Source organism: Nocardiopsis exhalans, assembly GCF_024134545.1.
GTDB lineage: Bacteria > Actinomycetota > Actinomycetes > Streptosporangiales > Streptosporangiaceae > Nocardiopsis > Nocardiopsis exhalans.
Genome location: NZ_CP099837.1, coordinates 4,053,257 through 4,078,056 on the forward strand (window position 1 = coordinate 4,053,257; position 24,800 = coordinate 4,078,056).

The following is a 24,800-nucleotide window of genomic DNA, read 5'->3' on the forward strand; positions in this document are numbered from 1 at the left end:
GTGTCGAACACCGCACGATCCGCACTGCCGCGGCGCCCGCTGACAGACCTGGTGGACGCCCGTTCGGGTCTGGTGCACTCCCTGGTGCCCGAACCCCTGCACCCCTCCCTTCCTCCGGCGCTGCACCTGGTGGCCGCGCACCCGAACACCCGGCACGGTGGCGGCGCGCGCGGCCAGGCCACCCCGGGTGGCGCCGCCTGGTGGGACCGGGCCGCGGCCGAGGCGGCCGCCCTGGGTGAGGCGGTCGAGCGCCACTGCGCGGACTCGGTACCCGTGGAGCGCCGCTCCCGCTGGAGCGACCTGGCCGCCGAGGGCGTCGCTGCCGTGGACCCCGCCTCGCTGGCCCTGTACTCCGACCAGCAGTACGACGCGCCGGGTTTCCCGTTCGTCCGCTTCGACCGCGATCTGACGGTGGCCTGGACACGTGGATACTCGGTCCCGGAGCAGGAACCCGTCCTGGTCCCCACCTCACTGATCGGACTGGGCGCCGTCGAGGGCCAACCCCTGACCCACCTGCCGGTCAACGCCGGTGTGGCCGCGGCAACCGACGTCGACGGGGCACGGCTGTCCGCGCTGGAGGAAGTGCTGGAACGGCACTGCCTGGCCACCGCCTGGGAGTTCGGGACCGCCTTCGATCCCCTTCCCGTGCCCCCGTGGCTGACCGGGGTGCTCGGCGGCGACGCGGCCGCCCAGGAGTGCTTCGTGTGGTCGGTGCCCAACGAGTTCGGCCTGCCGGTCGCCGCCGTGCTGCTGCGCGACCGCCGGGACGGGGTGCTGGGTATGGGCACGGCGCTGCGTCCGAGAACTGATGCCGCCGTGGCCAAGGCGGCGGCCGAGGCCGTGGTCTCCTGCCAGGCCGCCCGACGCCTGTGCGACGAGCGGGAGATGGGTGCGCTGTTCGAGGAACAGCCGGACACGGTGCTCAGGCCCTGGCGGGCCCAGCGCGACTACGCCCGCGCCTACCGCTCCGACCTGCGCGACCTGGTGGACGTCTCCTGCCACGTCCAGTACCACCTCGACCCGGGGGTGTGGCCGGAGCTGTCCGCCTGTCTGGGCTCGGGCACGCACCCCGAGGGGTGGTCGGCCTCGCGCGAGGCGGCCGATCGCGCGGCCTACCCGGGGATCGTGCGTGAACGCGGCTACCGGGTGGTGGCCGTGGATCTGACCACCCCCGACGTCGCCTCCTGCGGTCTGGCCGTGGCCCGGGCGGTGGTCCCCGGGCTGCGGGCCACCGCACCGGCCGCCTTCCCGATGCTGGGCGGGTCGCGGCCGTGCCCGCCGGAGCGCTCCCTCCCCCACCTCCGTCCCCTTCCCCTGCCCCATGCCTGAGGAGCACCCCGTGAAACCCGAACCCTCCCGGCTGCTACCGGGCCGCGAACCCGTACCCAAGGCCCGGTTCGAGGGCACCCACCGGCTGGTCCCGCCCGAGGTCACCGTGGAGCGGGCGCTTGGGCACGCCGCGCGGATGGGCATCACCCGGGTCGCCGACGTCACCGGCCTGGACCGGATCGGCGTCCCCGTCACCATGGTCACCCGCCCCAACGCGCGTTCGCTGGCGGTCAACCAGGGCAAGGGGCTCACCCTGGCGGCGGCACGGGCCTCGGGGGTGATGGAGGCGGTGGAGACCCACCACGCCGAACACCCCCGGCTGCCGTTGCGGCTGGCCAGCGAACGTGAGCTGCGCCGCTCCGCCCAGGTGGTGGACTGCTCGCTGCTGCCCGCCGCACCCGAGGGGCACCACTCCCCCGAACTGCCGACGCTGTGGGCGCCGGGGGTGGACCTGCTCTCGGGGGAGGAGGTCTTCGTCCCCTACGAGATGGTGCACACCCACTACACCACCGAAGCCCTGCCCGGGCAGGGGTGCTTCCTGGCCAGCTCCAACGGCCTGGCCTCGGGCAACCACCCCCTGGAGGCACTGTGCCACGCCCTCTACGAGGTGATCGAGCGGGACGCCACCGTGCTGTGGGAGCTGGCCGACGACCCCGCTCGGGAGGCCACCCGGATCGACCTGGACACGGTGACCGACCCGGGGTGCAGGGAGGTGCTGGACCGGTTCACCGCCGCCGGGGTGATCGCGGCGGTGTGGGAGCAGACCTCCGACCTGGGCGTGCCCGTGTACCTGTGCGAGATCGTGGACGCCGCCGACCAGACTGTCGAACCCATCCCCGCGGCCGCCGGGATGGGCGCCCACCACGACCCCGGGCTCGCCCTGTCACGGGCGCTGACCGAGGCCGCGCAGAGCAGGCTCACCACCATCGCGGGCTCCCGTGACGACCAGCCCCGGGAGGCCTACGGCACCGCCCAGGACACCGCGGTTCTGGCTGCGCACCGGGCCGAGCTGGCCGATACCGCCACCGCTCGCCGCGCCCACCGCGGCGTTTCGGTGGCGGTGCACGAGACCTTCGACGAGGACCTGCGGGACCTGCTCGCGCGTCTGGGCGACGCGGGGGTGGAGCGGGTGGCGGCCGTGGATCTGGCCGTCCCCGAGATCGGCGTGGACGTGGTCAGGGTGGTGGTGCCCGGGCTCGAACACCTCGCGTTCGGCGCGGAGGAGTTCGTCCCCGGCCCTCGGGCCCGGAAGGCGGTGGGTCTGTGAACCGCGACGCCGCCGTGGACCGCCGCAACGCCGTACCGCCCGTGGTGTTCCTGGGCCCGACCCTGCCGGTCGCCGAGGCACGGGCCGTACTGGAGGCCGACTACCGCCCTCCGGCCGCGCAGGGCGACCTGTACCGGGCCGCGCTGGACCGCCCGCCCGCCATCTGTCTGGTGGACGGCTACTTCTCCCGGGTACCGGCGGTCTGGCACAAGGAGGTGCTGTGGGCCATGCAACAGGGCGTGCACGTCTTCGGATCCTCCAGTATGGGCGCGCTGCGCGCCGCCGAGCTCGACACCTTCGGGATGGTGGGGGTCGGGCGCGTCTACGAGGCGTACCGGGACGGTGAGCTGGAGGCCGACGACGAGGTCGCGGTGGCCCACGGTCCCGCCGAATCCGGGTACCGGGCGGTCTCGGACGCCCTGGTCAACATCCGCGCCACCCTCGGGGCCGCCGTGGCGGACGGAGCGGTGTCGGCGAAGGTCGCCGGGGAACTGGTCGAGGTCGCCCGCGGGCTGTTCTACCCCGACCGCTCCTACCCCCAGCTGCTGGAGGCGGCGGCCGCGCGCGGAATCGACCCGGCGGAGATATCGGAGCTGCGCTCACGGCTGCCCGAGCTGCGGGTGGACCGCAAACGCCTGGACGCGCTGGAGCTGCTGCGGACGGTGGACGAGCGGCTCCGGGCCGGGCTGGAGCCCAAGGATGTGGAGTACTCCGTGGCCGACAGCCAGGTCTGGGCCAGGGCGCGGGCGCTGTCCGGCGGGGCCCGCACCGGCGACGACGGCGCCGACTTCGCTCAGGTCACCGAGGAGCTTCGGCTGTTGCCGGGCAGACCGCAGACCAGCGCCTACCGGGCCGCCTACAAGGAGGCGCTGCTGCGCCACCTGATGCTGGCCGAGGCCGACCGGGCCCGCCTGACGCCCGCCCCGGAGGAGGTCGAGGCGGCTGGGGAACGGCTGCTCACCGCGTTGGGCGGGTCTGCGGCGCCCTCCGCCGCCGTGCTGGACCGCTGGGCGCGGGAGCAGGCCCGGCTGCGCCTGGTCGAGGCCCGCCACTACACCGCGACGCTCTCCCGGCTACCCGACCACCTGCACGTGAGCGGACTGCGGAGCGAGGTCGCCGAGGCCGCCGCGCACAAGTCCCGGCTGGTGGCGGAGCGGCTGGGTCGGCTCCCCTCCGCCGCCGAGGCGGGTTTCGACGAGGAGGAGCTGCTGCGCTGGTTCTTCCACGAGCGGCGGGGCGAACCTGTTCCGGCGGATGTCGCAGCCCACGCCCGCGCCGCCGGTTTCGGCTCCACCGAGGAGTTCCGCCGGGCCCTGGTCCTGGACCGGCTGGCCCACCCGTCCGAGAACGACACCCGAGACCACACCCCCGACCACGACGGCGAGAGGCCCCGATGAGCACCACCGAACACGAGACCGCCCGCACCCGGCCCGGGTATCCCCGGGCCCGGCGTGACGACACCGTCGACCACCTCCACGGGGTGGCGGTCCCCGACCCCTACCGCTGGCTGGAAGACTCCGAGGAGCCCGACACCGCCGCCTGGGTGGAGGAGCAGCGCGCGCTCGGCCGCGAGTTCCTGGACGGGCTGGAGTGGAAGCGGGTCTTCACCGAACAGCTGCGGCGCGTGTGGAGCCTGCGCGCCTGCCACACCGCGCTCATGCAGGGCGGCCGGTACTTCTACTTCCACAACGACGGCCACCAGGAGCAGGACGCCCTGTACGTCATGGAGGCCCCCGACGGAGAGCCCCGGCTGCTGCTCGACCCGACTCTGTACGCCAACGACGACGGCCACGCCACCATCTCCTACGCCACCGCCAGCCCGGACGGCAGGCTCCTCGCCTACAGCCTGTCCTACGGGGGGTCGGACTGGCAGGAGTGGCGGGTGCGGGACGTGGACACCGGTACCGATCTGCCCGACCGCCTCTACCGCAGCAAGTTCTCCGCGGCCGGGTGGAACGCCCAGAGCACCGGCTTCTACTACACCTGCTACGACCACGACGGGAGCGACGCCGACCACGCCTCCTGGGAGCCGGACCGCGACCCCAAGGTGGCCTTCCACCAGGTGGGAACCTCCCAGGACCAGGACGAGATCGTCTACCACGACTCCGACCACCCCGAGCAGGGCATCACGGTGCTCACCTCCGAGGACGGCACCTTCCTCATCCTGTTCGTCTGGCGCGGCGAGGAGGCCACCACCGCCATCCTCGTCAAGGACCTGCGGGTGCCCGACAGCCCGGTCGTGGGCCTGCTCCCGGACTTCGACGCCGCCTACTCCTACGTGGCCGGGGACGGCCCGGTGATGTGGTTCCAGACCGACGCCGACGCGCCGATGGGCCGGATCGTGGCCACCGACGCCCGACGGCCGGGCGAGATCCGCGAGATCGTGCCCGAGTCCGAGCACGCCGTGCAGGGGGCCGGGCTCGTCGGCGGCAAGCTGTACGTGGTCTACCTGGTGGACGCGGCCAGCCGCATCCACGTGTTCACTCCCGACGGAGACCCCCTGGGCGAGGTCGAACTCCCCGGCCACGGCACCGTGGAGGGGCTGCGCAGCCAACCGGGCGAGACCGAGGTCTTCTACTCCTTCACCGGTTTCACCCGCCCGACCACCGTCTACAAGCTCGACACCACCGATGACTCCAGCACGGTCTTCTTCGAGCCGACCTACACCTTCGACCCCGAGGACTTCACCGTCCGCCAGGTCACCTACACCAGCGCGGACGGCACCGAGGTACCCATGTGGGTGTGCCACCGCCGCGACCTGGACCCGGACCGGCAGCACCCCGCCTTCCTGGCCGCCTACGGCGGTTTCGGGTTCGCCATCACCCCCTCCTTCGCGCCCGGGCCGATCGCTTGGATGGAGATGGGCGGGGTCTACGCCCTGGCCAACGTGCGCGGCGGCGGGGAGTACGGCGAGGAATGGCACCGTGCGGGCTCGGGGCGCGACAAGGCCCGGGCCGTGGACGACCTGGTCGGTGCCGCCGAGTGGCTGATCGGCCAGGGGCTGACCAGCCCCGAACAGCTGGGGATCGGCGGGATGAGCAACGGCGGCATGCTGGTCGCGGCCCTGCTGACCCGCCGCCCCGACCTGTGCGCCTGCGTCATCCCCGTGAACGGGGTCCTGGACCTGCTGCGCTTCGACCGGTTCACCATCGGCTGGTCCTGGCGGTTCGAGTACGGCTCCCCCGCCGACCCGGAGGACTTCGCGGCCCTGCACGCGCTCTCGCCCCTGCACCGGGTCGAACCGGGCACGAAGTACCCGGCCACGATGCTGTGCACCGCCACCCGCGACGACCGGGTCGTGCCCGCCCACAGCTTCAAGTTCGCCGCCGCCCTCCAGCACGCCCAGGCGGGACCGGCACCGGTCCTGCTGCGCGTGGACCGCGAGTCCGGCCACGGCCGCGACGCCCGGGCCGAGGAGGGCCTGGACGACCTGAGCGACCGCTGGGCCTTCGCCGCCCACGTCCTGGGGATGGAGCTGCCCCGCCCGTGACCGCGCCGACCGAACCCGAACCCACAACCGAAGCCGCGAACGCACTCCGTCCCCGGCTGGCCCGCAGCTGGTCGGTGACCTATCCCCTGATCATCGGCAGCCTGTCCACGGCCGCGCTCCTGCTCGCGGACACGATCATCCTGGGGTGGTACGGCACCGAGGCGCTGGCCACCATCGGACTGGTCGCGCCCCTGTTCGTGTTCGCCTCCGCCCTGGTCCTGCCCTGGGGCACCGCCGTGCAGATCCTGGTCGCCCGCTGGCACGGGGCGGGCGAACACGACCGCGTCCGCGGCATCATCGACGTCGGCCTGCTCTTCTGCCTGGCCGTGGCCGCCGTGTTCACCGCGGCGTTGTTCGCGCTCTCCGGCACCCTGGTGCAGCTGGTCGGCGGCGGGCAGGCCCCCGACGAGGCGACCACGGTCCTGCGCGTGCTGCTCACCGCCCTGCCGCTGACCGCCGTCACCGCCCACTACCGGGGGGTGTTCGGCGGGCTGGAGCAGACCAAGATCACCATGCGGGTGGCGCTGCTGGTCAACGTCACCAACATCCCGCTGGACTACGTGTTCGTGTTCGGCCTGGACCTGGGCGCCACCGGTTCGGCCGTGGGCACGGTGACCGCCACCGCCACGGGTGTGGCCTACATCGTCTGGTTCGCCCGGCGCCGGCTGAACGGCGACTACCCCTTCTGGCAGCGGGCCAACCTCACCGGCGGCCGCGCCGTGTGCGCGCGTATCTGGCGGATCGGCTGGCCCGACGTGGCCTTCGCCGTCCTGGTCTACGGGGCCGACGTCGCCCTGGCCGCGATCGTGGCCCGCGTCGGTGAGACGCCCCTGGCCGGATACCGGCTCATGGTCAGCACCGTGATGCTGCTGTGGGTGGTGGTCTTCTCGCACAGCAGCGGCATCGCGATCCTGGCCGGGCAGCGGCTGGGGGCCCGCGACCCGGCCGGGGCCCTGGGTTACGCCCGGTCGGGCGCACTGCTGATGGGGGCGCTGTCGGTACTGATCGTGCTGCCCGCCCTGGTGGCTCCCGGGATCTACTTCCGGCTCTTCACCCCCGACCAGCAGGTGATCGCGCACGCCCAAGCCGCGGCTCCTGTCCTGCTGCTGGTCGTGCCCGCGATGGTGGTGGCGATGTCCCTGGCCGGGGTCCTGCGGGCGGCCGGGGACACCAAGGGCATCCTCTACGCGGGCGCGCTGAGCCAACTCCTGCTGGCCGTCCCGGTGGCCTGGGTGGCCGTGCAGTACCTGGGCTGGGGGCTGGCCGGGGTGTACACCGGCTTCGCCGTCGGCCTACTGGCCCGGGCCCTGTTCACCTGGCTGCGGTTCCGCCGGGGTCAATGGCGCCAGGAGTGGGAGGAGGACACCTCGGGGAAGAGCAGCACGTAACGCGGACGGGCGGACCCGGCCACCTCCTCGACCCGCAGCGCGCCGGAGCGGCACAGACGCCGCAGCGCACGGGTCACGGTGGGCCGGGTCCGCCCCGTGGCCGAGGCCAGCTGGGCGTGGGTGAGTTCCACGTCCACCAGGAGCTCGTCCTGCTTCCAGCGGCCGAAGCGCTGGCCGAGCAGCCGCAGCAGCCCGGTGAGCCGGTCCTCGGTGTGGGGCCTGGCCTGGGCCGCGGCCCAGGCCTCGCGCCAGCGCAGCTGTTCGCGCAGGCGCACCGCGGCCTCGACCGAACCCGCCACCGAGGCCCAGGGGAGGCGTTCCACCCGGACCTCGGTGTGGGCGGTGTGGACCACGTGGCAGTCGTCGGCCGGGTGCGGCAGGATCCACTGCCCCGGACCGGCCAGGTCCAGGAGCACCGCGTCACCGTCCGCGTGCAGGGCGCGCGTGGCGACCACCCCCTCACACAGGTGCAGCACCTCCTCGTCGCAGGAGGGCAGCTCCTCCCCCGCGCCCCGGCGGATCGCCCCCGGACGGACCGGGGAAGCCGGGACGGCGGAGATGGCCGGGGTCGGGCCGGAGGGCGCGGGACCGGACATGCGTGGACCCCCGTGTTCGAAGGACGCGGAGCTCAGTGGGAGCCCGGGATCAGAAGGCTTCCGGGTGCAGGCGTTCGGCGACCTCGCGGACGGCGTCGGCCAGGCTGAGCGAGCCGGGCATCGAGGCCGTGGAGCTGTAGGCGATCAGCAGGTCGTTCTCCACCGCGGGCAGAGTGGGGAAGCGCTCGGCGAGAAGTTCCCTGGCGGCCTCTGCGTCGGCCTCGCTGCCCACGCTGAAGATGACGGCTTCGGGCTCGCTGTCCGCGATCACCTCCGGGGAGAGGTTGGCGAACAGGCGGCCGTCGAAACCGGGGTCGTCGGCGGAGAAGACGTTCTGGCCTCCGGCGGCCGCCACCAAGTCGTGCCCGTCGCTGGCGGCCAGGACCTCGACGGTGTCACCGAAGACGTACATCTCCACCAGCGGTACCGGTTCGCTGCCCTGGACCGCCTCGGCCACCTCGTCGAGGGTCGCCTGGTAGTCCTGTTCCACTTCCTGGGCACGTTCGGCCACCCCCAGGGCCTCACCGAGCAGGCGCAGGTCGGTCAGGGTGTCCTCGACCGAGCGGTGCAGCCGCTGATCGGGGCAGCCGCCCGCGGCGAGGTAGGGCTGGGCGCCCACCGACCGCAGATCGTCCTGGGTGGCGTAGCCCTCCTCCTCGGAGAACTCGAAGACGCTGGGGGCCAGGACGAGGTCGGCGCCGGTCGAGACGACGACCTCCTTGGCCGGCACGCCGGACTCCTCGATGAGGGGCAGGTCGGCCACGGTGGCGGCGTGCTCTCCGCCGGGGGTGCTGCCGGGCAGGCCGTCAGGTTCGGAGCGCTGGGCGGTACCGATGATCCGGTCCTCGACCCCCAGGGCAACCAGCAGGTCGGTCTGGGGCTGGGCCAGGCTCACGACCTGTTCGGGCGGGGTGTCGAACTCCAGCGCCTGGCCGCAGTTGTCGATGGTGACGGGGAACCCCTCGGTGGTCTCGGCGGCCGCCTCCTCAGGTGCTTCGGTACCGGTGGCGCAGCCGCTGACCAGGGCGATCAGCACGGTGGCGCTCACGCCCGCCAGGGAGCGGACCGGCCACCGGAGGGGGCGCGGGTGGTGGGGGTTCATGTGAGGTGTTCCTTTCGAAGGGCGGATCCGGCCGCGGGTTCGCGGCGGGGTTCGTTCGCGGACACGGAAGGGGGCGCGGATACGGGCGAAGGTTCGCTGAAGGCCAGCACCATGCGGCCGCTCTCGGGGTGGGTCAGGCGGTGGCAGCGCACGCCGAAGACGTCGAGCATCAGCTCGGGGGTCAGCACCCGCTCGGGCTCGCCCGCGGCCACCACCCGGCCCGCGGCCAGTACGGAGACGGTGTCGCAGTAGGCCGCGGCGAGGTTCATGTCGTGCAGGGCCACCACCACGGTCACCCCGAGCCCGCGCACGATGGAGAGCAGTTCCAGCTGGAAGGAGATGTCGAGGTGGTTGGTGGGCTCGTCCAGGACCAGCAGCGGGGTCTGCTGAACCAGGGCGCGGGCCAGCATCACCCGCTGGCGCTCCCCGCCCGAGAGCGTGGCGACCATGCGCTCGGCCAGGTGGTCGGCGCCGACCCGGTCCAGGGCGTCCAGGGCGAGGGTGAGGTCGTGCTCGTCGTCAGAGCTGAAGGGGCCCTTGTGCGGGGTACGGCCCATGAGGACCACGTCCAGGACCTGGAGGTCGAACTCGGCGGGCGACTCCTGGGCGACCACTGCCACGCTGCGGGCGACCTGGCGGGAGGGCAGGCTCCACAGGTCCTCGCCGTCCAGCAGGGCCGCGCCGGTGCGCGGTCGCACCGCGCGGTAGACGGTGCGCAGCAGGGTGGACTTACCGCTGCCGTTGGGTCCGAGCAGGCCGGTCACGGTGCCGGGGGCGACGTCCAGGTGTGCCTCGTGCAGCAGGTCGCTGGAGCCGAGGCGGACGCCGATGCCGTGGAGGGTGAGCCTCATCGGGAGAGTCCTCCCCTGCGTTCGGCGTTCCTGCGGCGCATCAGCCACAGGAAGAAGGGAGCTCCGATGGCGGCGGTGACCACGCCGATCGGGAGCTCGACGGGGGCGGCCACGGTGCGGGCCACCAGGTCGACCAGGACCAGGAAGATCGCGCCGACCAGTGCGGCGACGGGGATGAGCCTGCGGTGGTCGGCCCCGACGAACAGCCGGGACAGGTGCGGGATGACCAGGCCGACAAAGCCGATACCGCCGCTGACCGCCACCATCACCCCGGTCATCAGCGAGGTGAGCAGGAGCAGCTCCCCGCGCAGGCGGTCCAGGTGGATCCCGAGGGAGGTCGCGGCCTCGTCCCCGGCGAGCAGGGCGTTGAGGGCGCGGACCCGTGCGGTGAGGTGGACCAGTCCGGCCAGGACCACGACCAGGGAAACGGCGAGGTCGTTCCAGCCCGCCGAGGCGACACTGCCGAGCAGGAAGAACAGGACACCGAAGACGCGTTCGGCGTCTGTGGTCAGCACCAGGTAGTTGGTGGCAGCGCTGAACAGGTAGGACAGCGCCACCCCGGACAGGACCAGGCGCAGCGGGGTGAGTCTGCCCTGGCGGCGGGCCAGCCCGAAAAGCAGGGCGGTGGCGCAGGTCGCGCCCAGGAAGGCGGCGACGGGCAGGGGCACCACGGCGAACCAGGACCCGGCGACGACCAGGGAGGCCACCGCGCCGAGCCCGGCCCCGGAGGAGACGCCGAGGACCCAGGGGTCGGCCAGGGGGTTGCGCACCACGGCCTGGAGCGTGGTGCCGACCAGGGCCAGGCCCGCGCCGACGATCGCGGCCAGCAGGGTGCGCGGCAACCGGTATTCCCAGACGATCTGCGCCTCGACGGCCGTCCAGGTCGGCTCGACCAGGCCGGGGAGCAGTTTGTCGGCCACCACGCGGGCGGTGGTCTCGGGCGGGACGAACACCATGCCGGTCCCGGCGGAGACGACGACCAGCACGACCAGGACGCAGGTGAGCGCGGCCAGGGTGAGCAGGTGGCGCAGGCGGCGGCGTCGGAGGTTGGCCCGCAGGGGGACGGGGGGTGCGTTGAGCGGTGCGGTCGGCGCGGAGGCGGTGGGAGTCACGTCGTCGGGCCCGTCCGCCGGGGAGCCAGGTGTCGGGGGTCACCCATGGGCGCAGCCTTCACTTCGGTGCGAACAACAGAATGAAAACGATAACCATTATCGAAGAGCAGCCATGAGCTGCCTGTCAATGCCCTGGGGCAAACAGTGGATCGATCTCCCACCGGGCGCTCCTGGCAGGCCGACGGCCTCTACCCCGGGCTCGGCGCGCGGCGCACCGCCGGACCGCCCCGACCAAGGCAGGACTCCGCAACGGGACCTTTGACCCTCGAAGCCGAACCAGCAGGCCAGGGGTTGATAGGCAAGCAACCACTTGTCGATGGTGGTGCCGTGTCCGACCCACTGTTCACATTCCTGGCTGACCCGACCCGCCGCAGGAACCTCAACGGACTCAGCGATCGGTCCGGGCAGAGGCTGTTCGCACTCCACGCGCGCGGCTGGCCTCCCGGCAGCAGCTCGCGATGTCGCGCCAGGCGATGTGCCAGCACCTGGCCGTCCTCGAGGAGAGCGGTCTGGGCAAGAGCAGGTGCGAGGGGCGCCACCAGTTCCACGACGTGAATCCGGAACCGCTACGGCACACCACCGAGCGGTGGCTCCGACCCGACCGAGAAGAGAGCGGCTCACGAGAATCCACATCACCAGTGTCTTCGTGGACAGCCGGGCCGAGGCCCTGGACTTCGCCACGAACGTGCTGGGCTTGGAGAAGAAGCACGACGTGTCCCTGGGCGGTCACGAATCCGGGGACCGGTCCGCGTTCGCCGCCGGCCGCTCGCGCCGCGCCCCGCGCGGACTCCCCTACGTGGTCGATGGAGCCTTCCCCGCGGTCCCGGTGGCCGCGGCGGCGAAACTGAGGACGGTGGCCCCGAGGCGGTGCAGACTGTCGAGGTGGTTGCCGCCGTGCCCGGTCTCCGGTGCGCGCCACACGGCGGCGCTGCCTCCGGCCCGGCGCAGCGCGTCGGCCACCGCCAGGGTGTCGTCCGCGGCCACTCGGGAGTCCTCCGCCAACACGATGCCCAGGAAGCGGGGAAGCGCGGTGCCGGGGGTGAGCGCCCTGGCCCGGTGCAGCGGTGATATCCGGCGCAGGTGTTCGATCGCCTCGGGGGTGTCCGAGGCTCCGAACTCGCCAGCCCAGCGCTGTCCGAGCGGGTGGGCCCCGAGGTTGAGCAGGTCGAGCGGCGCCGCGGTGCTGACGACGCCGGCGCACAGGTCCGGAGCGCCCAGGGCGCAGCTGGTGACCAGGACACCGCCGTGCGAGGCGCCTGCCAGGACGAGCAGGTCGGGTCGGGTGAGCCCGGCCTCGACGAGGCCGCGTGCGATGGCGGAGAGGTCCTCGATGCCGCGCTCCTTGGCGAGGCCGTGCCCGGCCCGCCGCCAGGCGGGACCGTGCTCGCCGCCTCCCCGCACCTGGGCGACGGCGTACCGGCCGCCGTTCTCGACCCACGCCGGCACGGTCGGTTCGAACACCGGCAGACTCGGTACGCCGAAGCCGCCGTAGCAGGTGAGGATCAGCGGTGCGGGTCCCTCGGCGCCGGTCCGCGAGGTGACCAGGACGGGGACGCGCGAGCCGTCCCCGGCGGTGAAGACGTACCGTTCGGTGCGGGCCGGGCCGGTACGGACCGGATGGGCGCGCGCCAGGGGCTGTGCGCGGGCGGCTGCGGTCGGATCCGACAGCAGTTCCTCGGCGGGCACGACCCGTGGGGGCAGGACCGGACCTTCGATGAGGGTGTGGAAGCGGCCGCCGTCAGCGCTCACCCCGGTGGCGACAGCCGGGGACCCCCGATAGGCGACCTCGCGTTCGGCCTCCACCGAACCCTCGACGAGCCGCACGATGACGCTGCGGCCCGCGCGCACACCGACGGCGACGACCTCCTGACCGCTGGCGGCGAAGGAGGTGACCCGCAGGTCCGGATCGTCCCAGCACCACCTCTGGGCACCGCTGCCCGGGTCGATCCCCTGAAGGCGGCTGCCGTCGTCGACGACGACGTGCTCACCCGCCGACAGGACCCGGACGATGGCGGCGAACGCGGCGATTTCGGCACCGGTGTCCCGGTCGATGAGACGGCTGGGGCTACCGGGGCTGCTCCGGGCGAGCAGACCGCGGCGCCCTCCGGGAAAGAGTCTGAGCCGGGCGTCCGGGGACACGTCCGAGGCCGTCGTCTCCCCGGTCCGCGCGTCGATGCGGACCAGGCGGTGGGAGCGGCCCGCCACCAGTGCGGCACCGGAGGAGTCCGAGTCCCAGAGCACGGGGTCGTAGCGGCAGCGAAACTCCGGGTAGAGCCGCAGGGCTCCGGTCGCGGTGTCGACCAGCCCCAGCACGGCGTCCTCGTCAGCACGTTCGGCCAGTTGGACGCAGATGCTCCGCCCGTCAGGCGAAGGATCCATGCGCAGGAGGTGCCCGTCGGGTTCGAGCACCGGCGCCCCGCTGTCCGCCCGGTAGATCCCCTGACGTCGGCGTCCGGGCGGTCGGCTGAGGGTGAACCCGTTCCGCGGCAGGCCGGGGCGGCCGTGCCGCTCCCACTCGGTGAGCGCGTTGTCGAGGGTAGGGACAAGGGGTACGGGGAGGGTGGAGTCGGGCATCGCTACCGGCCAATGGTGTCGGTGGAGCGGCCCTGCCAGTACAGGTGCCCGCCCTCGTCGAGCGGGCTGGGCACGGTGACGGTGTCGAGTCCGCCGTCGCGGAACAGGTGTAGCTGGCCGTCGCCTCCCCGGGTCACCGCGACGGTCGTCCCCGTGGGGTCGACGGCCACGGAGCGCCGCTGCGCGGGCGCGTCACCGACCGGATCCCAGGGCAGGTGTCCGGGAGCGGGCGGGCACGACATCGCGGGGAGCGCGACCGTGTGGGCGACGCGCGTCGAGGGCTCGGCCCGCTCGATGACGGTGAGCTCGTCCCCGTCGGGGTGAATGGTGGCGACGGCGGCCCGGGAGCCGCCGAGCGCGAAGCGGAAGGCCAGCCCGTGGGGCAGTTCCAGGCAGCGCGTTTCACCGGTGCTCAGGTCGGTGTCGACCAGGTGGTTCGTCCACTCCGTCCATGCCGTCGGGGAGGCGGGCCCGCCTCGGACCACTCCCACCGCCCGGCCGTTCTCCGGGTCCAGGCGCAGGTAGTAGGAGCGCCCGGGCACGGGCCAGGCGACGGTGTCGAGCATGCGCGGGACACCGCCCTCGACGACGAAACGCTCCAGTCCCCTGCTGGTCGCGGTCGCCGCGATGCCGGTGCGCTGGTCGACGACGTCGCCGTGTCCGTCGTCGGCGATTCCGCGGACGGCCTCACCGGTGATCCGCGGCACGTGCGCGGCGACGTCCAGGCAACGGGAGAGGGGGAACGCCTCCAGGGCCCCGGGCTCTCTGTGCCGCAGCACGAGGGCGGGTTCGCCGCCGGCCTGGTCGGGGACGACCATGGCACCGGGTTCTCCGACCCGGGAGCGGAACCGTACGGACTCGCCGCGCTCCAGGTCGACCAGGGTGACGACGTCGCTCCACGGCTGCGCGTTCGCGCCCAGTCCGGTCGTCACGACCACGTAGCGGCCCGAGGCGTCACAGGCGATGTGCTCGCCGGGGATGGCCACGGGGAAGCGCTGCTCCCCCCGGTCCCCCGAGACCACGAGAGCACCGGAGCGGTCGTCGACGAAGGCACATCCGGCAGGCCCCGACCCCGGGCCTGGTAGCGCCAGGAACCCGGCGTGCTCGGCGAGCACGGCGTTGCCGAGCTCTCTCACCGCGCCGTCCGCTACGGCGTACGTGCGGCCCGCGCGGTAGTCGGCCACGAGGAGGTTCTGGAAGTTCATGGGGCAAAGCTATTGGAAATGAAAACCATTATCAAGTACAGTGAGCGCCGTTCGTCCCCCCACGAACACGTATCGGCGCCTATGACCGATACGTCATGCATTGAGAAGGGAATGACCTATGGACAACCAGATCGTCGCCGAGGTCGAAGAGACCGAGCAGCTCGCCCACCTGTCCGCCTCCCACTCCAACGCCCTCGTCGAGAACCCCTTCGACGTCGTCGCCGAGATCGAGGAGACCGAGCAGCTCGCCCACCTCTCCTCCACCCACTCCAACGCCCTCGTCGAGAACCCCTTCGACTAACTCTCGTCCCCGCGACGTAGGACGTAGTCATTGAGAACCACCCGGTCGGGCAGCCCCGCGCTGCCCGACCGGGCCGTTTGAGAGGTCGGCCATGCCCCCAGAACCATCCGTCTCCCCCGTGCCGGGAACCGGCGCGCACGCCATCGTCGACAGCGCGGGCACCGGTGTCGTACGCACCTCCTCTGGGCGCTTCCTGCGTCTGGTGTCCCCGCCGGACGACCTCCCGGACGTTCTGGGCGGCGCTTCGAGCGCTGACGGGAAAACCGCCGCGTACGCCGAGGCACTGCGGGCGAAGGTGTCCGCACGCGAGGAAGAGGACGCACAGCACCGCTGGCCGGGTCCGCGACGCGAAGTCGCCCTGATCGGCACGGGCCCCCTCGTCGACGCGGTGGCTGAGGCCCTGACCGGCTGGGGTGCGGCCGTGACCCGCCACACCGACGGCGATGCCCTGCTCGACTCGATCGACGGAGCGGCCGCCTCCGACCGCCCGGACAGCGGCACGGCCGGCCTCCGCGGAGAGGGCACTCCGCCGTGGGGGCTGGTGATCGCGTACGCGGACTCCCCCGCCGAGCGCCTCGGCTGGGACCGGCTCGACGCGCTTCCGGGCCAGGGTGTCGCCTGGCTGCGCGCCTACCGCGAGGGCGAGAACTGCTTCGTCGATCCCCTCTCCCTGGACGGGGACGACCCCGGTGCCGAGCAGGTGTACCGGCGGCGCCTCGCGGCGAGCTTCGTCCCCCGCGAACTCGACACCTGGCGGCGCGCGGCCGTGGCCTGCGCGCCCCCCTCGGCGGCCGCACACACTCTGATGACGGGCCGGCTGCTCACCCTGGCCCTCGCCTGGGCCCAGGGGGCGGACGCGTTGGAGGGCTACCGCGGCACGCTGTGGAAACTGGTCCCCGCCACCGGCACGATCAGCGAGCACCCGGTCCTGGCCTACGACCCGCCGCCCTCCATCGACCTGGGTGCGCGTCGGCGGGTATGACTGTGGAACCCGGACGCGAACACCTCTGCCGGGGCGGGGACGGCGCAGTACTGCGCGGGCGCGTGTGGGAATGCGCGAGCCCGGCGGGCCTCGTGGTGATCCGCACCCCCTACGACGTGGACCAGCACGCGGGGACCGCACGCTCATGGAACGCCCGCGGCTACCACTGCCTTGTCCAGGACGTGCGCGGACGGTACCGGTCAACGGGAGCGTGGGCCCCCTACTCCCATGAGGAGGACGACGGCGGCCGGGTGCTCGCTCAAGTGACCGAGGAATACGAAGGGCTGCCGCTGGTCCTCTTCGGTGCCTCGTACGCCGCCCACACCGCTTTGGAAGCCGCTCGGGCCGCGACCGGTGACCATGCGCCCACGGTCTCGGCGATCATCGCCCTCGTCCCCGCTCTCGGGCTGGCCGAGACCGCGTGGGACCACGAGGACTCCCCACAGATCCTGCACCGGATCGGATGGTGGCACGAACACGGGCGCCACCGGCGCTCCCAGCCCCCGCTGTCCGCGGCCGAGCTCGACCGGCGCGTCGCACAGGCGCACAGCCGGGGCGTGGTCGAGGCCGCCGGGGACTGGGGCTGGTCGCCAGCGACGTTGGCTGGCTGGCGACGGCTGTGGAGCGCTGAGCGTGTGGACCTGGCGTCGCGCTACGGCCGCATCGACGCGCCGTTGCTGGTGGTCAGCGGCGATGACGACTTCTTCGACCATGACGCCCGGCGACTCGCGCGCGAATGGGGCGCCCCGAGCCACTTCGCCAGCGGCCCGTGGGGACACGGTCTGGTCGGCGCCGTCACCGACCGGGCCCTGCGGGCCCGCATCTCGGCCGCGGGCGGACTGGCCCACATCATCGATCCATGGCTGGCAGCCCAAGGACTGCCCGGCTCCGCGGCGGAATGGACCGGGATCCTCACGGCCGCGTCCACGTCCCGCACCCGGTCGATCCTCGATTCCGCGTCAGAGGCCTGGCGCCACGAAAGGACCTCACCTTGAGCACCACCACAACCGGGCGACCCCGCCCGAGTGCCACCGAAACCGTTACGGCAGGGGCCGGTCACCCCCTGCCCGTGGAGTCGCTGGTCGACCCCGAGTGCGGAATCATCCGCTCCGTGCGGGCCGTGTCACACCCCGCCGGAGCCCCCGCCTCCTACACGGGGCTGACGGCGGCCGTCGCCGACGCCCGGCAGCTCGGCGAGTGGCCGGCCGACCGCGTCTCGCTGGGCACGACGTTCGGTGACGTCGAGCAGGCCCGGATCGCCGCGATCGCCGAAGGGGTCGAGCGCTACTGCGGGAACTGGCTCCCCGCCGAGCTCCCCCACGACGAACTGCGCATCGGAACCCGTGCGGAACTGCTGGCCGCGGGCCGTCGCCCGATCGCCTTGGACGACCTGCCCCGGTGCGCTCCATGGCAGTACGGCCGCGACGGGTTCCCCTACCAGCCCCTCACCGAGGACACCCCCACCCTCTGGACCCGCTGCGATGACCGCGAGGGCTCCGAGGTGTGGATGCCGGCCTCGCTGGTCTACCTCAACTGGCGGCAGTCGCGCTTTCGGCACCTGCCGCGCGTGCACCACCTGAACTACGCCGGGATCGCCACCGGCCAGGGGGCCGACGACGCGAGGGACCGCGGGGTCATGGAGGTCATCGAACGCGACGCCCTCGAACTGTGGTGGCACCTGGACGGGCCGACCTTCGGTATCGACCCCGCGAGCGTTCCCGGGCTCGCCGACGACCTGCGCGGCAGTTCCCTGGAGGTGTCCCTGGCGGTCATGCCCTCGGAGTTCGCCCCCGCCGTGGCCGCGCTCGTGCACGATGGGGAGCGCGGCCTGTACGCGGCGGGGTTCTCCGCCGCGCTCGACCCGGTCAGGGCCGCCCGCAAGGCCGTGCTCGAAGCCGTCCACACCTGGGTCTACACCCAGGGCTGCACCACCGCCGACGGGTGGGTCTTCCGTGCCGTGGAACAGGGCCTGATGGCCCGCGGCCTCTACCTCGACTTCCGTGCCGACGCCGGCTACCTCGACACCGCCGGCCCCCAGTTCGAGCACGTCGTCGACCTGGGCGCGCACGTGCAGGTCTGGCTCGACCCCCGCGTCCACGGCGAGGCCCGGCGCTTCACCGAACCCGAACTGGGCATCCGTCCGATCAGCGAGGTCGCGCCCGTGTCCATGGACGAGGTCTACCGGCGGCTGGACGAGCGCGGGCACCGCGTCATCACCCGTGACCTGACGACGCGCGACGTGCGCCGCACCTCGCTGCGGGTGGTGCGCAGCTTCGTCACGGGGCTCGTCCCCAACGCCCCCGCGGCCTTCGCCTACCTCGGCATGCCGCGTTTTGAGCAGGCGGCCCTCGAACGGGGGTGGCGCACCTCCTGGGACGGGAGCCCCGCGGACCTCACCCTCCTCCCGCCCCCGCACATGTGAGGCCGCACCCATGCCCCTTTCCTTCCCGCCCGGCCCCGCACCGCACGGTGCGGGGCCGGGCCCGACAGGGCCCCCGCCCCTGCCGCCCGCCCTGGCGCGCGCCTTCTCCGCCCAGGTTCCGGGCCCGCCCGTGCCCCCCGGACCGCGCGCCAACCCCTGGCACCGGGCCGGAGCCGTCCCGGTGGCGGTACCGGAGCGTGAACGCGCCCTGCTCGACGGGCTGTGGCTCAGCCAGGGGCACCACCGCCTGGCCGACGGCACGGCGACCCGGGTGCACAGGCGGCCGGTGCCCTCCGCGGGGGCGGCCTATCCCGTGCACACCCACCTGGTCGTCGGCGCGGACGGCCCCCTGGAAGCGGGCCGGTACGCCTTCGACCTGGAGCAGGGCACCCTGCTCCGGCGCGACCCGGCCCGCGAACGGGACGCGGGCTGGCAGGCTCCCGGCACCGCCGTGCGGGGGACCCACCTGGTCCTGACCGTGCAGCCGGGCCGCAGCTTCGGCCGGTACCGCCACCGGGCCTGGCCGCTGTGGATCGCGGACACCGCCTACGCCCTGGCCGCGGTGGAGTTCCTGTGTGCCCCGGCACCCGCCGCGGTCCACCTGGGCCCCGGCCCGCGGCTGCGCGAGCTGCTCGGCGTGCCGCGCGCCTCAGAGCACGAACGGTGGCTCGCCCGCGGACTCGCACCGGAGATCGCGCTGGCCGCCGTCGAACTTCCCGGGACCTGGTCGGTGCTGCCCGATCGCCGCAACGCCCTGGCTGTGCGGCGTTCTCCGGCGATCGGCGAGTTCGAGGCCGCCGGGCGCAGCCGCGACCCGCGGGCCGCGGACACCGCGAAGGAATCCGGGCAGGCCTGGGTACTCGGGGCCCGTCGACTGGAGACGTGGTCCGTCCCAGTGGACACACCCGCGGCCGGACTCGCCCCGGCCCTGTGGCGGGCCCACCGGGAGGCGGCCGGCCTGTGCTACACCGGTGCCCTGTCCCGGCGGTGGCGCTGCCGCCCGGTCTCGGGATTCGTCGCCGCGCACGGCCGCTGGACCGTCCACGCCCTGGCGATGCTCCCCGGCGCCCACCACCTCGACAAGGAGTCAGCCGCATGATGATCGTCCCCCTGCTGTGGCGGGAGGCGACCCGATTCCCCGCTGCCCTGACCCGCAGCGTGGCCCTGCTCGTTCTCGTCTTCCTCACCCACGTCGGACAGGCCGTGGCGATCGCCTGGTCGATGTCGGCCGTCCTGCACGGCCAGGCCCGGGAGGTACTCCTGGCGCTGTCGCTGATCCTGGGGATCGCGCTGCTGCGCCTGGTGCTCTCCCTGGCCCAGGCGTCGGCCGCCGCGTCCCTGGGCGGCCTGGTCAGGCAGGCGGTGCGCCGCCGTGCGATGGAGGCCGCGCTCGTACCCGAGCGGCTGCACGACACGGGCGCCCGGGACGGCTCGATGCGGGCCAGCCTCGGTGACGGGGTCGACGGGATCGACGCCTACGTCTCCAAGTACGTTCCAGCGATCGTGCAACTGCTCCTCACCTGCCCCGTCGTCGTGGTCGCCCTGCTGTGGCTCTCCCCCTGGGCGGGCCTGTGTGTGGCCGTCGGGGTGGTGTTCGCCCTGGTGGGGCCGCTGGCCTGGAAACGGATGATGGCCCGGCGCGGACTCGACCACTGGGACAGCTACGAGGCGCTCAGCGCCGACCTGCTCGAATCCCTGCGCGGCATGGCCACCCTGCGCACGCTCGGCGACGTGTCCGGAACCCGGGCGCGGCTGGACCACCGCTCGGAGGCGCTGCGCAGGGCCACCGAACGCGTGATGCGCGGATCCCTGGGCGAGACCTCGGTCACCGACGCCGCCGTCCAGGGGGGCGCGGTCGCCGCGGCCGCCGTCGCCATCACCCACGCGGTCACCGGCCAGGCCCCGGCGCTGGAGGTCTACCTGATCCTCCTGCTCTCCTCCGAGGCGTTCCGCCCCATCCGGGACCTGTCCCGGCACTGGCACGCCGGGTTCCTCGGCCTGACCGCGATCCCCGGCCTGAAACGGATCGGGGCCTTCACCGAACCGGGCGGCCCCGCGGCCGAGCACGCCGCCGCCACCGCCGCTCCCGGCACCGGGGACGATCAGGCCGGCGAGGTACGTCCGGCGGACGAACTACGGGTGAGGGGCCTGAGCTTCGGCTACCCCGACGCCGCGGGCGACGTCATCCACGACCTCGACCTGACCGCCCGGCGGGGCTCGCTCACCGCGATCGTCGGAGAGTCCGGAGCCGGGAAGTCCACCCTCTTCGACCTCCTCCTGGGTTTCCTCAACCCGCGTACCGGAAGCATCGAACTCGACGGGCGGCCGCTGCGCGCCCGCGACATCGCCGTGGTCTCCCAGCGGCCCGTGCTCTTCGCCGGGACCATCCGCGACAACCTCGCGGTCACCGGGGCCACCGCGGAAGCGGACCTGGTCCGGGCCTGCCGCGACGCGGGCGTCCTCGACGAGATCCAGCGCTTCCCGGGCGGCTTCGACACCGAGGTCACCGAAGCCGGGACCAGCCTCTCCGGCGGCCAGCGCCAGCGTCTGGCCCTGGCCCGCGCACTGCTGGCACGGCGCCCGGTCCTGCTCGTGGACGAGCCGACGAGCGCGTTGGACGCCGACCGCTCCGCGGGCGTCATCGACACCCTGCACCGTGTGGCGCGCGACCGCGTCGTCCTCATGATCAGTCACCGCTCCGAGACGCTCACCGAGGTTCCCGACGTGTTCAGCCTCGACTCCGGACACCTGCACAGGAGCACCTAGTGAACACCCTTTCCGCGTTCCGGGCCTTCCGTGAACTGCTGCCCGTCCTGCGCCCCGAGTGGCGGGGGATGGTCTGGAGCTACCTGCTCGGCACCACGAGCGCGCTCGCCCTGGCCGCGCTGACCGTCCTCACCGCGTGGGCGGTCGGCCACGCCGTCGTGGAGCGCACACCGCCGGGCCCGGTGTGGTGGACCCTGGTCCTGGGACTCGTGCTCCTGCGCGTACTCCTGACCTGGCGGGAGATGGACGTCTCCCACGCTCTGGCCTACCGTGTGCTGGCCCGGCTGAGGATGGCGCTGTTCGACGCCTACGCGCGCAGCGTCCCCGGCCGGCGCCGGGAGCACTCCGGCCGCGCCGCGGCCGTCGCGATGGACGACATCGAAAAGCTCGAGTTCTTCTACGCCCACACTCTCGCCCAGCTCGGCGCCTCGCTCACCCTGTTCGCCGCGTCCCTGGTCACGGCGTCCCTGCTGCTGCCCGAAGCCGCACTCGTCATGTTCCTGGGCGCCGCCGTCGTGGCGAGCAGCGCACTGTACTGGGCGCGGGCCGCCCGGCGGCTGGGCGAGCGGGAGCAGCGGGAGCGCTCCGACCTGTCCGCGCACATCGTGGACGCGCTGGGCGCCCTGCGCGAGGTACTCGCCTACGGGCTCGCGCCCCGCGTCATCGCCCAGACCAGCGACGCCACCGCCCGCGCCACCGCCCTCGCGCGACGGCGCGAACTGCTGTCACAGCTGGTCACCGCCCTAAGGGAACTCATCCTCACCGGCGTGGTCATCGGGGTCATCGCCACCAGCGCCGCCGCGGCGGGCGTGCTCTCCGAGGGCGCACCGGTGCGGCTGGCACCCGCGGAACTGCCCGCGCTGGTCGCCCTGGCCCTGGCCGGCATCGCCGCGGTCGTGGACGCGACCGACACCCTCACCCGGCTCCACCCGCTCGTCTCCGGTGCCGAACGCGTCGGCGCCGGGATCAACCGCCCCCCGGTCGTCTCCCTCCCCCGGGAACCGAGGCGGCTGCCCGAGGGGCCGCTGGGCCTGAGGTTCCGGGAGGTGTCCTTCTCCTATGAGGGCCGACAGCCCACCCTCACCTCCTGGTCCGCCGAACTCGCCCCGGGCGAGCACGTCGGGCTCGTCGGACCCTCCGGCGCGGGCAAGAGCACCGTCATCGCCCTGGCGGCCCGGCTCTGGGATCCTTCTGCGGGCGCCGTCGAGCTCGTCACGGCCGACGGCACGGGCGTGCCCGTCGCCGAACTGGACGAGGGGGCGCTGCGGGGCGCGGTGGCCCTGGTCGACCAGGACGCGATGCTCTTCCACGGCAGCGTCCGCGACAACCTGCTGCGCGGCTGCGGGCCGCGATCCGACGGTGAGCTGACCGACCTGCTCGAACGCGTCGAGGCGAACGGCTGGATCGGCCTCGACGACGAACTCGGCGAGGGCGGCGTGCGGCTGTCCGGCGGGCAGCGGGCCCGCCTGTGCCTGGCCCGCGCCCTCGCCCGCCGGCCGCGCGTCCTGCTCGTGGACGAGGTGACCGCCAGCCTCGACCCGGCCACCGAACGGCTGGTCTCCGACGTCATCGCCGAATTCCACGGCACCGTCCTCATCGCCTCCCACCGGGCCGAGACCCTGGCCCGGCTCGGACGCGTGGTCGACGTGAGCGCGGCCCCGCAGGCCGCTCGCAGGTGAGGCCGCCGGGGCCGCCGGGCCGGGGTTCAGGGGATGCGGTGGCCCACCGCCCGGGTCAGCTCGTACCACTCGGGACGGGTCAGGGCCAGGTCCGAGCCCAGGGCCGCGCCGCTGACCCGTTCGGGGGTGGTGATGCCGAGCACCACCTGCATCCGGGCCGGGTGCCGGGTGATCCAGGCGGTGGCCACGGCGACGGGCGGCACCCCGTACCGCTCGGCGAGGCGGTCGGTGTCCAGAGCGCGCAGGGAGCCCTCGACCGAGGCCGTGATGTGCTCGTAGGAGTGGTCGAAGTAGGGGCCCTCGGGCATGATGCCCGCCTTGGCCTGGATGGTGAGGGAGTCGCGTTCGCTCGGGGTCAGGCGCATCGCCTCGGCGAACCGGCGCTCACAGGCGTGGACCGCGGGTCCGTAGATGTCGGCGTGGTCGACGAAGTCGATGCCCGCCTCGCGGGCCATGCCAGGGGCGATCTCCGGACCGGAGACCACCTCCTCGTCCACCACGATCGCGATACGGCGCTGGTGGGAGCCCTCCTGGGAGCACGCCGCCTCACCGGTCACCCCGGTCCAGGACTCAGCACCCGCGCTGGTGAAGGTGAGGTGCACTTCCCACTGGGAACCAGAGGTGTCCAACTCGGGTTCGGCAGAGTCGATCCCGTCGTTGTCGATCCGCGCCGGGCCGAGCTGCAGCTGAACAGGAGAGTCCGGGTCGGGCAGGGTCATCTCGACACCGGTGGGGTCTTCGACCGTCTCATCGGCCCCGTCCACCACCTGGTGGATCGTCACCGCCCCCGGCCGTTCCATGAGGTCGATCGCCTCAGCGGGGTCCATGTCGGGTGGCAGTTCAACGGTGACGGCCCCGTCCCCGGGGGTGATGTCCGGTCGGCCCTGCCCCATTGCGGCGATGCGCTGCCGCAGAACCCCGACGACCTGATCCATCTCCTCGTCAGACACCGCTTCGCCGCCGTCCCCGACACGCAGGTCGACCGCCGCGCCGCCGCCGACCGGCCCGGGCCACAGGGCACAGCCGGTCAATCCGCCGGCGATGAGAAGGGCGAGGGCCGGGGCCGCGGTCATGGACCATCACCGCGTGCGGTGCGGATCCACCGAAGTGAACAACACAGGCGACTGCGTGGAAGGGGGCTGCATACGGTTCCTCAACGGTGGGGGCCAGGGGAAGCAAGCATCGCAGAGCAGCCCTGGGCGCGACAGGGCGCGGGCCCCTGTTCAGCTGCCGGGAGATGCACCGGGGAAAGCCGGATCAACGGCAGGAATCGACCGGGGAGTCAGGCCCCTGTCCGCACCGGGCCCGCAGGCCCGCGAACCGGTGGCCTTCTTTCGATCCGATGGCCGCGAGGGGGAACGGGCCGACTCAGCCGTCCCCCGGTTCGCGCCGACCACTCGGCCACCAGGGGAGGGCGGCGCGGATTGGACTTCTCCGCGGAAGTCGGCTAGCTTCGGGACGCATTCACAGCAGGTGTCCCGTTAGGTGAGGCTCCTGCGTGCGTACGCGTCCGCTGCCCAAAAAGGTCGAGAGACCCCAATGGGTCAACTGGTCCTGCCGAATCAAGGCTTGACCTAACGCGGACCGGGACCGTCCCCGGCGGTCCCTAGGCACGCAGTGCTGAAACTCGACGTAGGGAACACACCGGAACCCCGTGCTCCGGTGTCCTCGCGCGAGCTTTCCAGGCCTCCCCGTCGGGAGGTCTTTTTCGTGTGTACGGACAACCGTGAGGGAGG

The 24,800-nt window shown here is 73.1% G+C and carries 19 protein-coding genes and 1 riboswitch; of the genes, 12 read left to right on the top strand and 7 right to left on the bottom strand.

The window, feature by feature from the left end; all coding sequences use genetic code 11:
- The 5 genes from NE857_RS17950 to NE857_RS17970 are packed head-to-tail and all read left to right on the top strand — an operon-like array spanning nt 1 to nt 7,474.
- Nucleotides 1-1,329 carry a YcaO-like family protein gene (locus tag NE857_RS17950; protein WP_254416817.1) on the top strand — a complete coding sequence of 443 codons (1,329 nt, stop codon included), beginning with the start codon at nt 1-3 and terminating at the stop codon, nt 1,327-1,329.
- Nucleotides 1,330-1,339: 10 nt separating this feature from the next.
- Entirely contained in the window at nt 1,340-2,596 is a 1,257-nt protein-coding gene (locus tag NE857_RS17955) for a YcaO-like family protein (RefSeq protein WP_254416818.1), read from the top strand.
- Nucleotides 2,593-3,993: a TfuA-like protein gene (locus tag NE857_RS17960; protein WP_254416819.1), complete on the top strand. Its 1,401-nt coding sequence runs from the start codon at nt 2,593-2,595 to the stop codon at nt 3,991-3,993. Before NE857_RS17955 ends, NE857_RS17960 begins: the two co-directional genes overlap by 4 nt.
- Nucleotides 3,990-6,086, top strand: coding sequence for a prolyl oligopeptidase family serine peptidase (locus tag NE857_RS17965; RefSeq protein WP_254416820.1), 2,097 nt, complete (start codon nt 3,990-3,992; stop codon nt 6,084-6,086). Before NE857_RS17960 ends, NE857_RS17965 begins: the two co-directional genes overlap by 4 nt.
- Complete coding sequence (locus NE857_RS17970) at nt 6,083-7,474, top strand: MATE family efflux transporter (RefSeq protein ID WP_254416821.1); 1,392 nt, start codon at nt 6,083-6,085, stop codon at nt 7,472-7,474. Before NE857_RS17965 ends, NE857_RS17970 begins: the two co-directional genes overlap by 4 nt.
- Here NE857_RS17970 and NE857_RS17975 read toward each other — a convergent pair.
- From NE857_RS17975 to NE857_RS18005, 6 genes are all read right to left on the bottom strand, one after another.
- The gene (locus NE857_RS17975) at nt 7,423-8,070 is read right to left on the bottom strand and encodes a helix-turn-helix domain-containing protein (protein WP_254416822.1); all 648 of its coding nucleotides are present in this window, start codon (nt 8,068-8,070) and stop codon (nt 7,423-7,425) included. The genes NE857_RS17970 and NE857_RS17975 overlap by 52 nt on opposite strands.
- 49 nt (nt 8,071-8,119) lie before the next feature.
- Complete coding sequence (locus NE857_RS17980; protein ID WP_254416823.1) at nt 8,120-9,172, bottom strand: ABC transporter substrate-binding protein; 1,053 nt, start codon at nt 9,170-9,172, stop codon at nt 8,120-8,122.
- The gene (locus NE857_RS17985) at nt 9,169-10,023 is read right to left on the bottom strand and encodes an ABC transporter ATP-binding protein (RefSeq protein WP_254416824.1); all 855 of its coding nucleotides are present in this window, start codon (nt 10,021-10,023) and stop codon (nt 9,169-9,171) included. Before NE857_RS17985 ends, NE857_RS17980 begins: the two co-directional genes overlap by 4 nt.
- Nucleotides 10,020-11,135, bottom strand: coding sequence for a FecCD family ABC transporter permease (locus NE857_RS17990; protein WP_254416825.1), 1,116 nt, complete (start codon nt 11,133-11,135; stop codon nt 10,020-10,022). Before NE857_RS17990 ends, NE857_RS17985 begins: the two co-directional genes overlap by 4 nt.
- A 792-nt stretch (nt 11,136-11,927) precedes the next feature.
- Entirely contained in the window at nt 11,928-13,709 is a 1,782-nt protein-coding gene (locus NE857_RS18000) for a prolyl oligopeptidase family serine peptidase (protein ID WP_254416826.1), read from the bottom strand.
- Between the two features lie 2 nt (nt 13,710-13,711).
- Nucleotides 13,712-14,914, bottom strand: coding sequence for a hypothetical protein (locus NE857_RS18005; RefSeq protein WP_254416827.1), 1,203 nt, complete (start codon nt 14,912-14,914; stop codon nt 13,712-13,714).
- Nucleotides 14,915-15,032: 118 nt separating this feature from the next.
- Between NE857_RS18005 and amiA the strand changes: the two genes are divergently transcribed.
- The 7 genes from amiA to NE857_RS18040 all read left to right on the top strand — a co-directional run bounded on the left by amiA (nt 15,033) and on the right by NE857_RS18040 (nt 23,064).
- Nucleotides 15,033-15,215 (top strand): streptamidine family RiPP, encoded by a 183-nt coding sequence (gene amiA, locus NE857_RS18010; RefSeq protein WP_017580478.1) that lies wholly within the window; start codon nt 15,033-15,035, stop codon nt 15,213-15,215.
- Nucleotides 15,216-15,306: 91 nt separating this feature from the next.
- Complete coding sequence (locus NE857_RS18015) at nt 15,307-16,197, top strand: hypothetical protein (protein WP_254416828.1); 891 nt, start codon at nt 15,307-15,309, stop codon at nt 16,195-16,197.
- The gene (locus tag NE857_RS18020; RefSeq protein WP_254416829.1) at nt 16,194-17,192 is read left to right on the top strand and encodes a CocE/NonD family hydrolase; all 999 of its coding nucleotides are present in this window, start codon (nt 16,194-16,196) and stop codon (nt 17,190-17,192) included. Before NE857_RS18015 ends, NE857_RS18020 begins: the two co-directional genes overlap by 4 nt.
- Nucleotides 17,189-18,619, top strand: a complete 1,431-nt coding sequence (locus tag NE857_RS18025; RefSeq protein ID WP_254416830.1) for a YcaO-like family protein — start codon at nt 17,189-17,191, stop codon at nt 18,617-18,619. The genes NE857_RS18020 and NE857_RS18025 overlap by 4 nt, the downstream gene beginning before the upstream one ends.
- Before the next feature lie 10 nt (nt 18,620-18,629).
- Nucleotides 18,630-19,718: a nitroreductase family protein gene (locus NE857_RS18030; protein ID WP_254416831.1), complete on the top strand. Its 1,089-nt coding sequence runs from the start codon at nt 18,630-18,632 to the stop codon at nt 19,716-19,718.
- Nucleotides 19,715-21,385, top strand: a complete 1,671-nt coding sequence (locus NE857_RS18035) for an ABC transporter ATP-binding protein/permease (RefSeq protein WP_254416832.1) — start codon at nt 19,715-19,717, stop codon at nt 21,383-21,385. The genes NE857_RS18030 and NE857_RS18035 overlap by 4 nt, the downstream gene beginning before the upstream one ends.
- Nucleotides 21,385-23,064, top strand: coding sequence for an ABC transporter ATP-binding protein (locus NE857_RS18040; RefSeq protein WP_254416833.1), 1,680 nt, complete (start codon nt 21,385-21,387; stop codon nt 23,062-23,064). The genes NE857_RS18035 and NE857_RS18040 overlap by 1 nt, the downstream gene beginning before the upstream one ends.
- A gap of 26 nt (nt 23,065-23,090) precedes the next feature.
- Here the strand turns inward: NE857_RS18040 and NE857_RS18045 are convergent, their stop codons facing one another.
- Nucleotides 23,091-24,137, bottom strand: a complete 1,047-nt coding sequence (locus tag NE857_RS18045; RefSeq protein ID WP_254416834.1) for an aldo/keto reductase — start codon at nt 24,135-24,137, stop codon at nt 23,091-23,093.
- A gap of 397 nt (nt 24,138-24,534) precedes the next feature.
- Nucleotides 24,535-24,710: riboswitch (M-box (ykoK) riboswitch) on the top strand.
- The last annotated feature ends 90 nt before the right edge of the window (nt 24,711-24,800 follow it).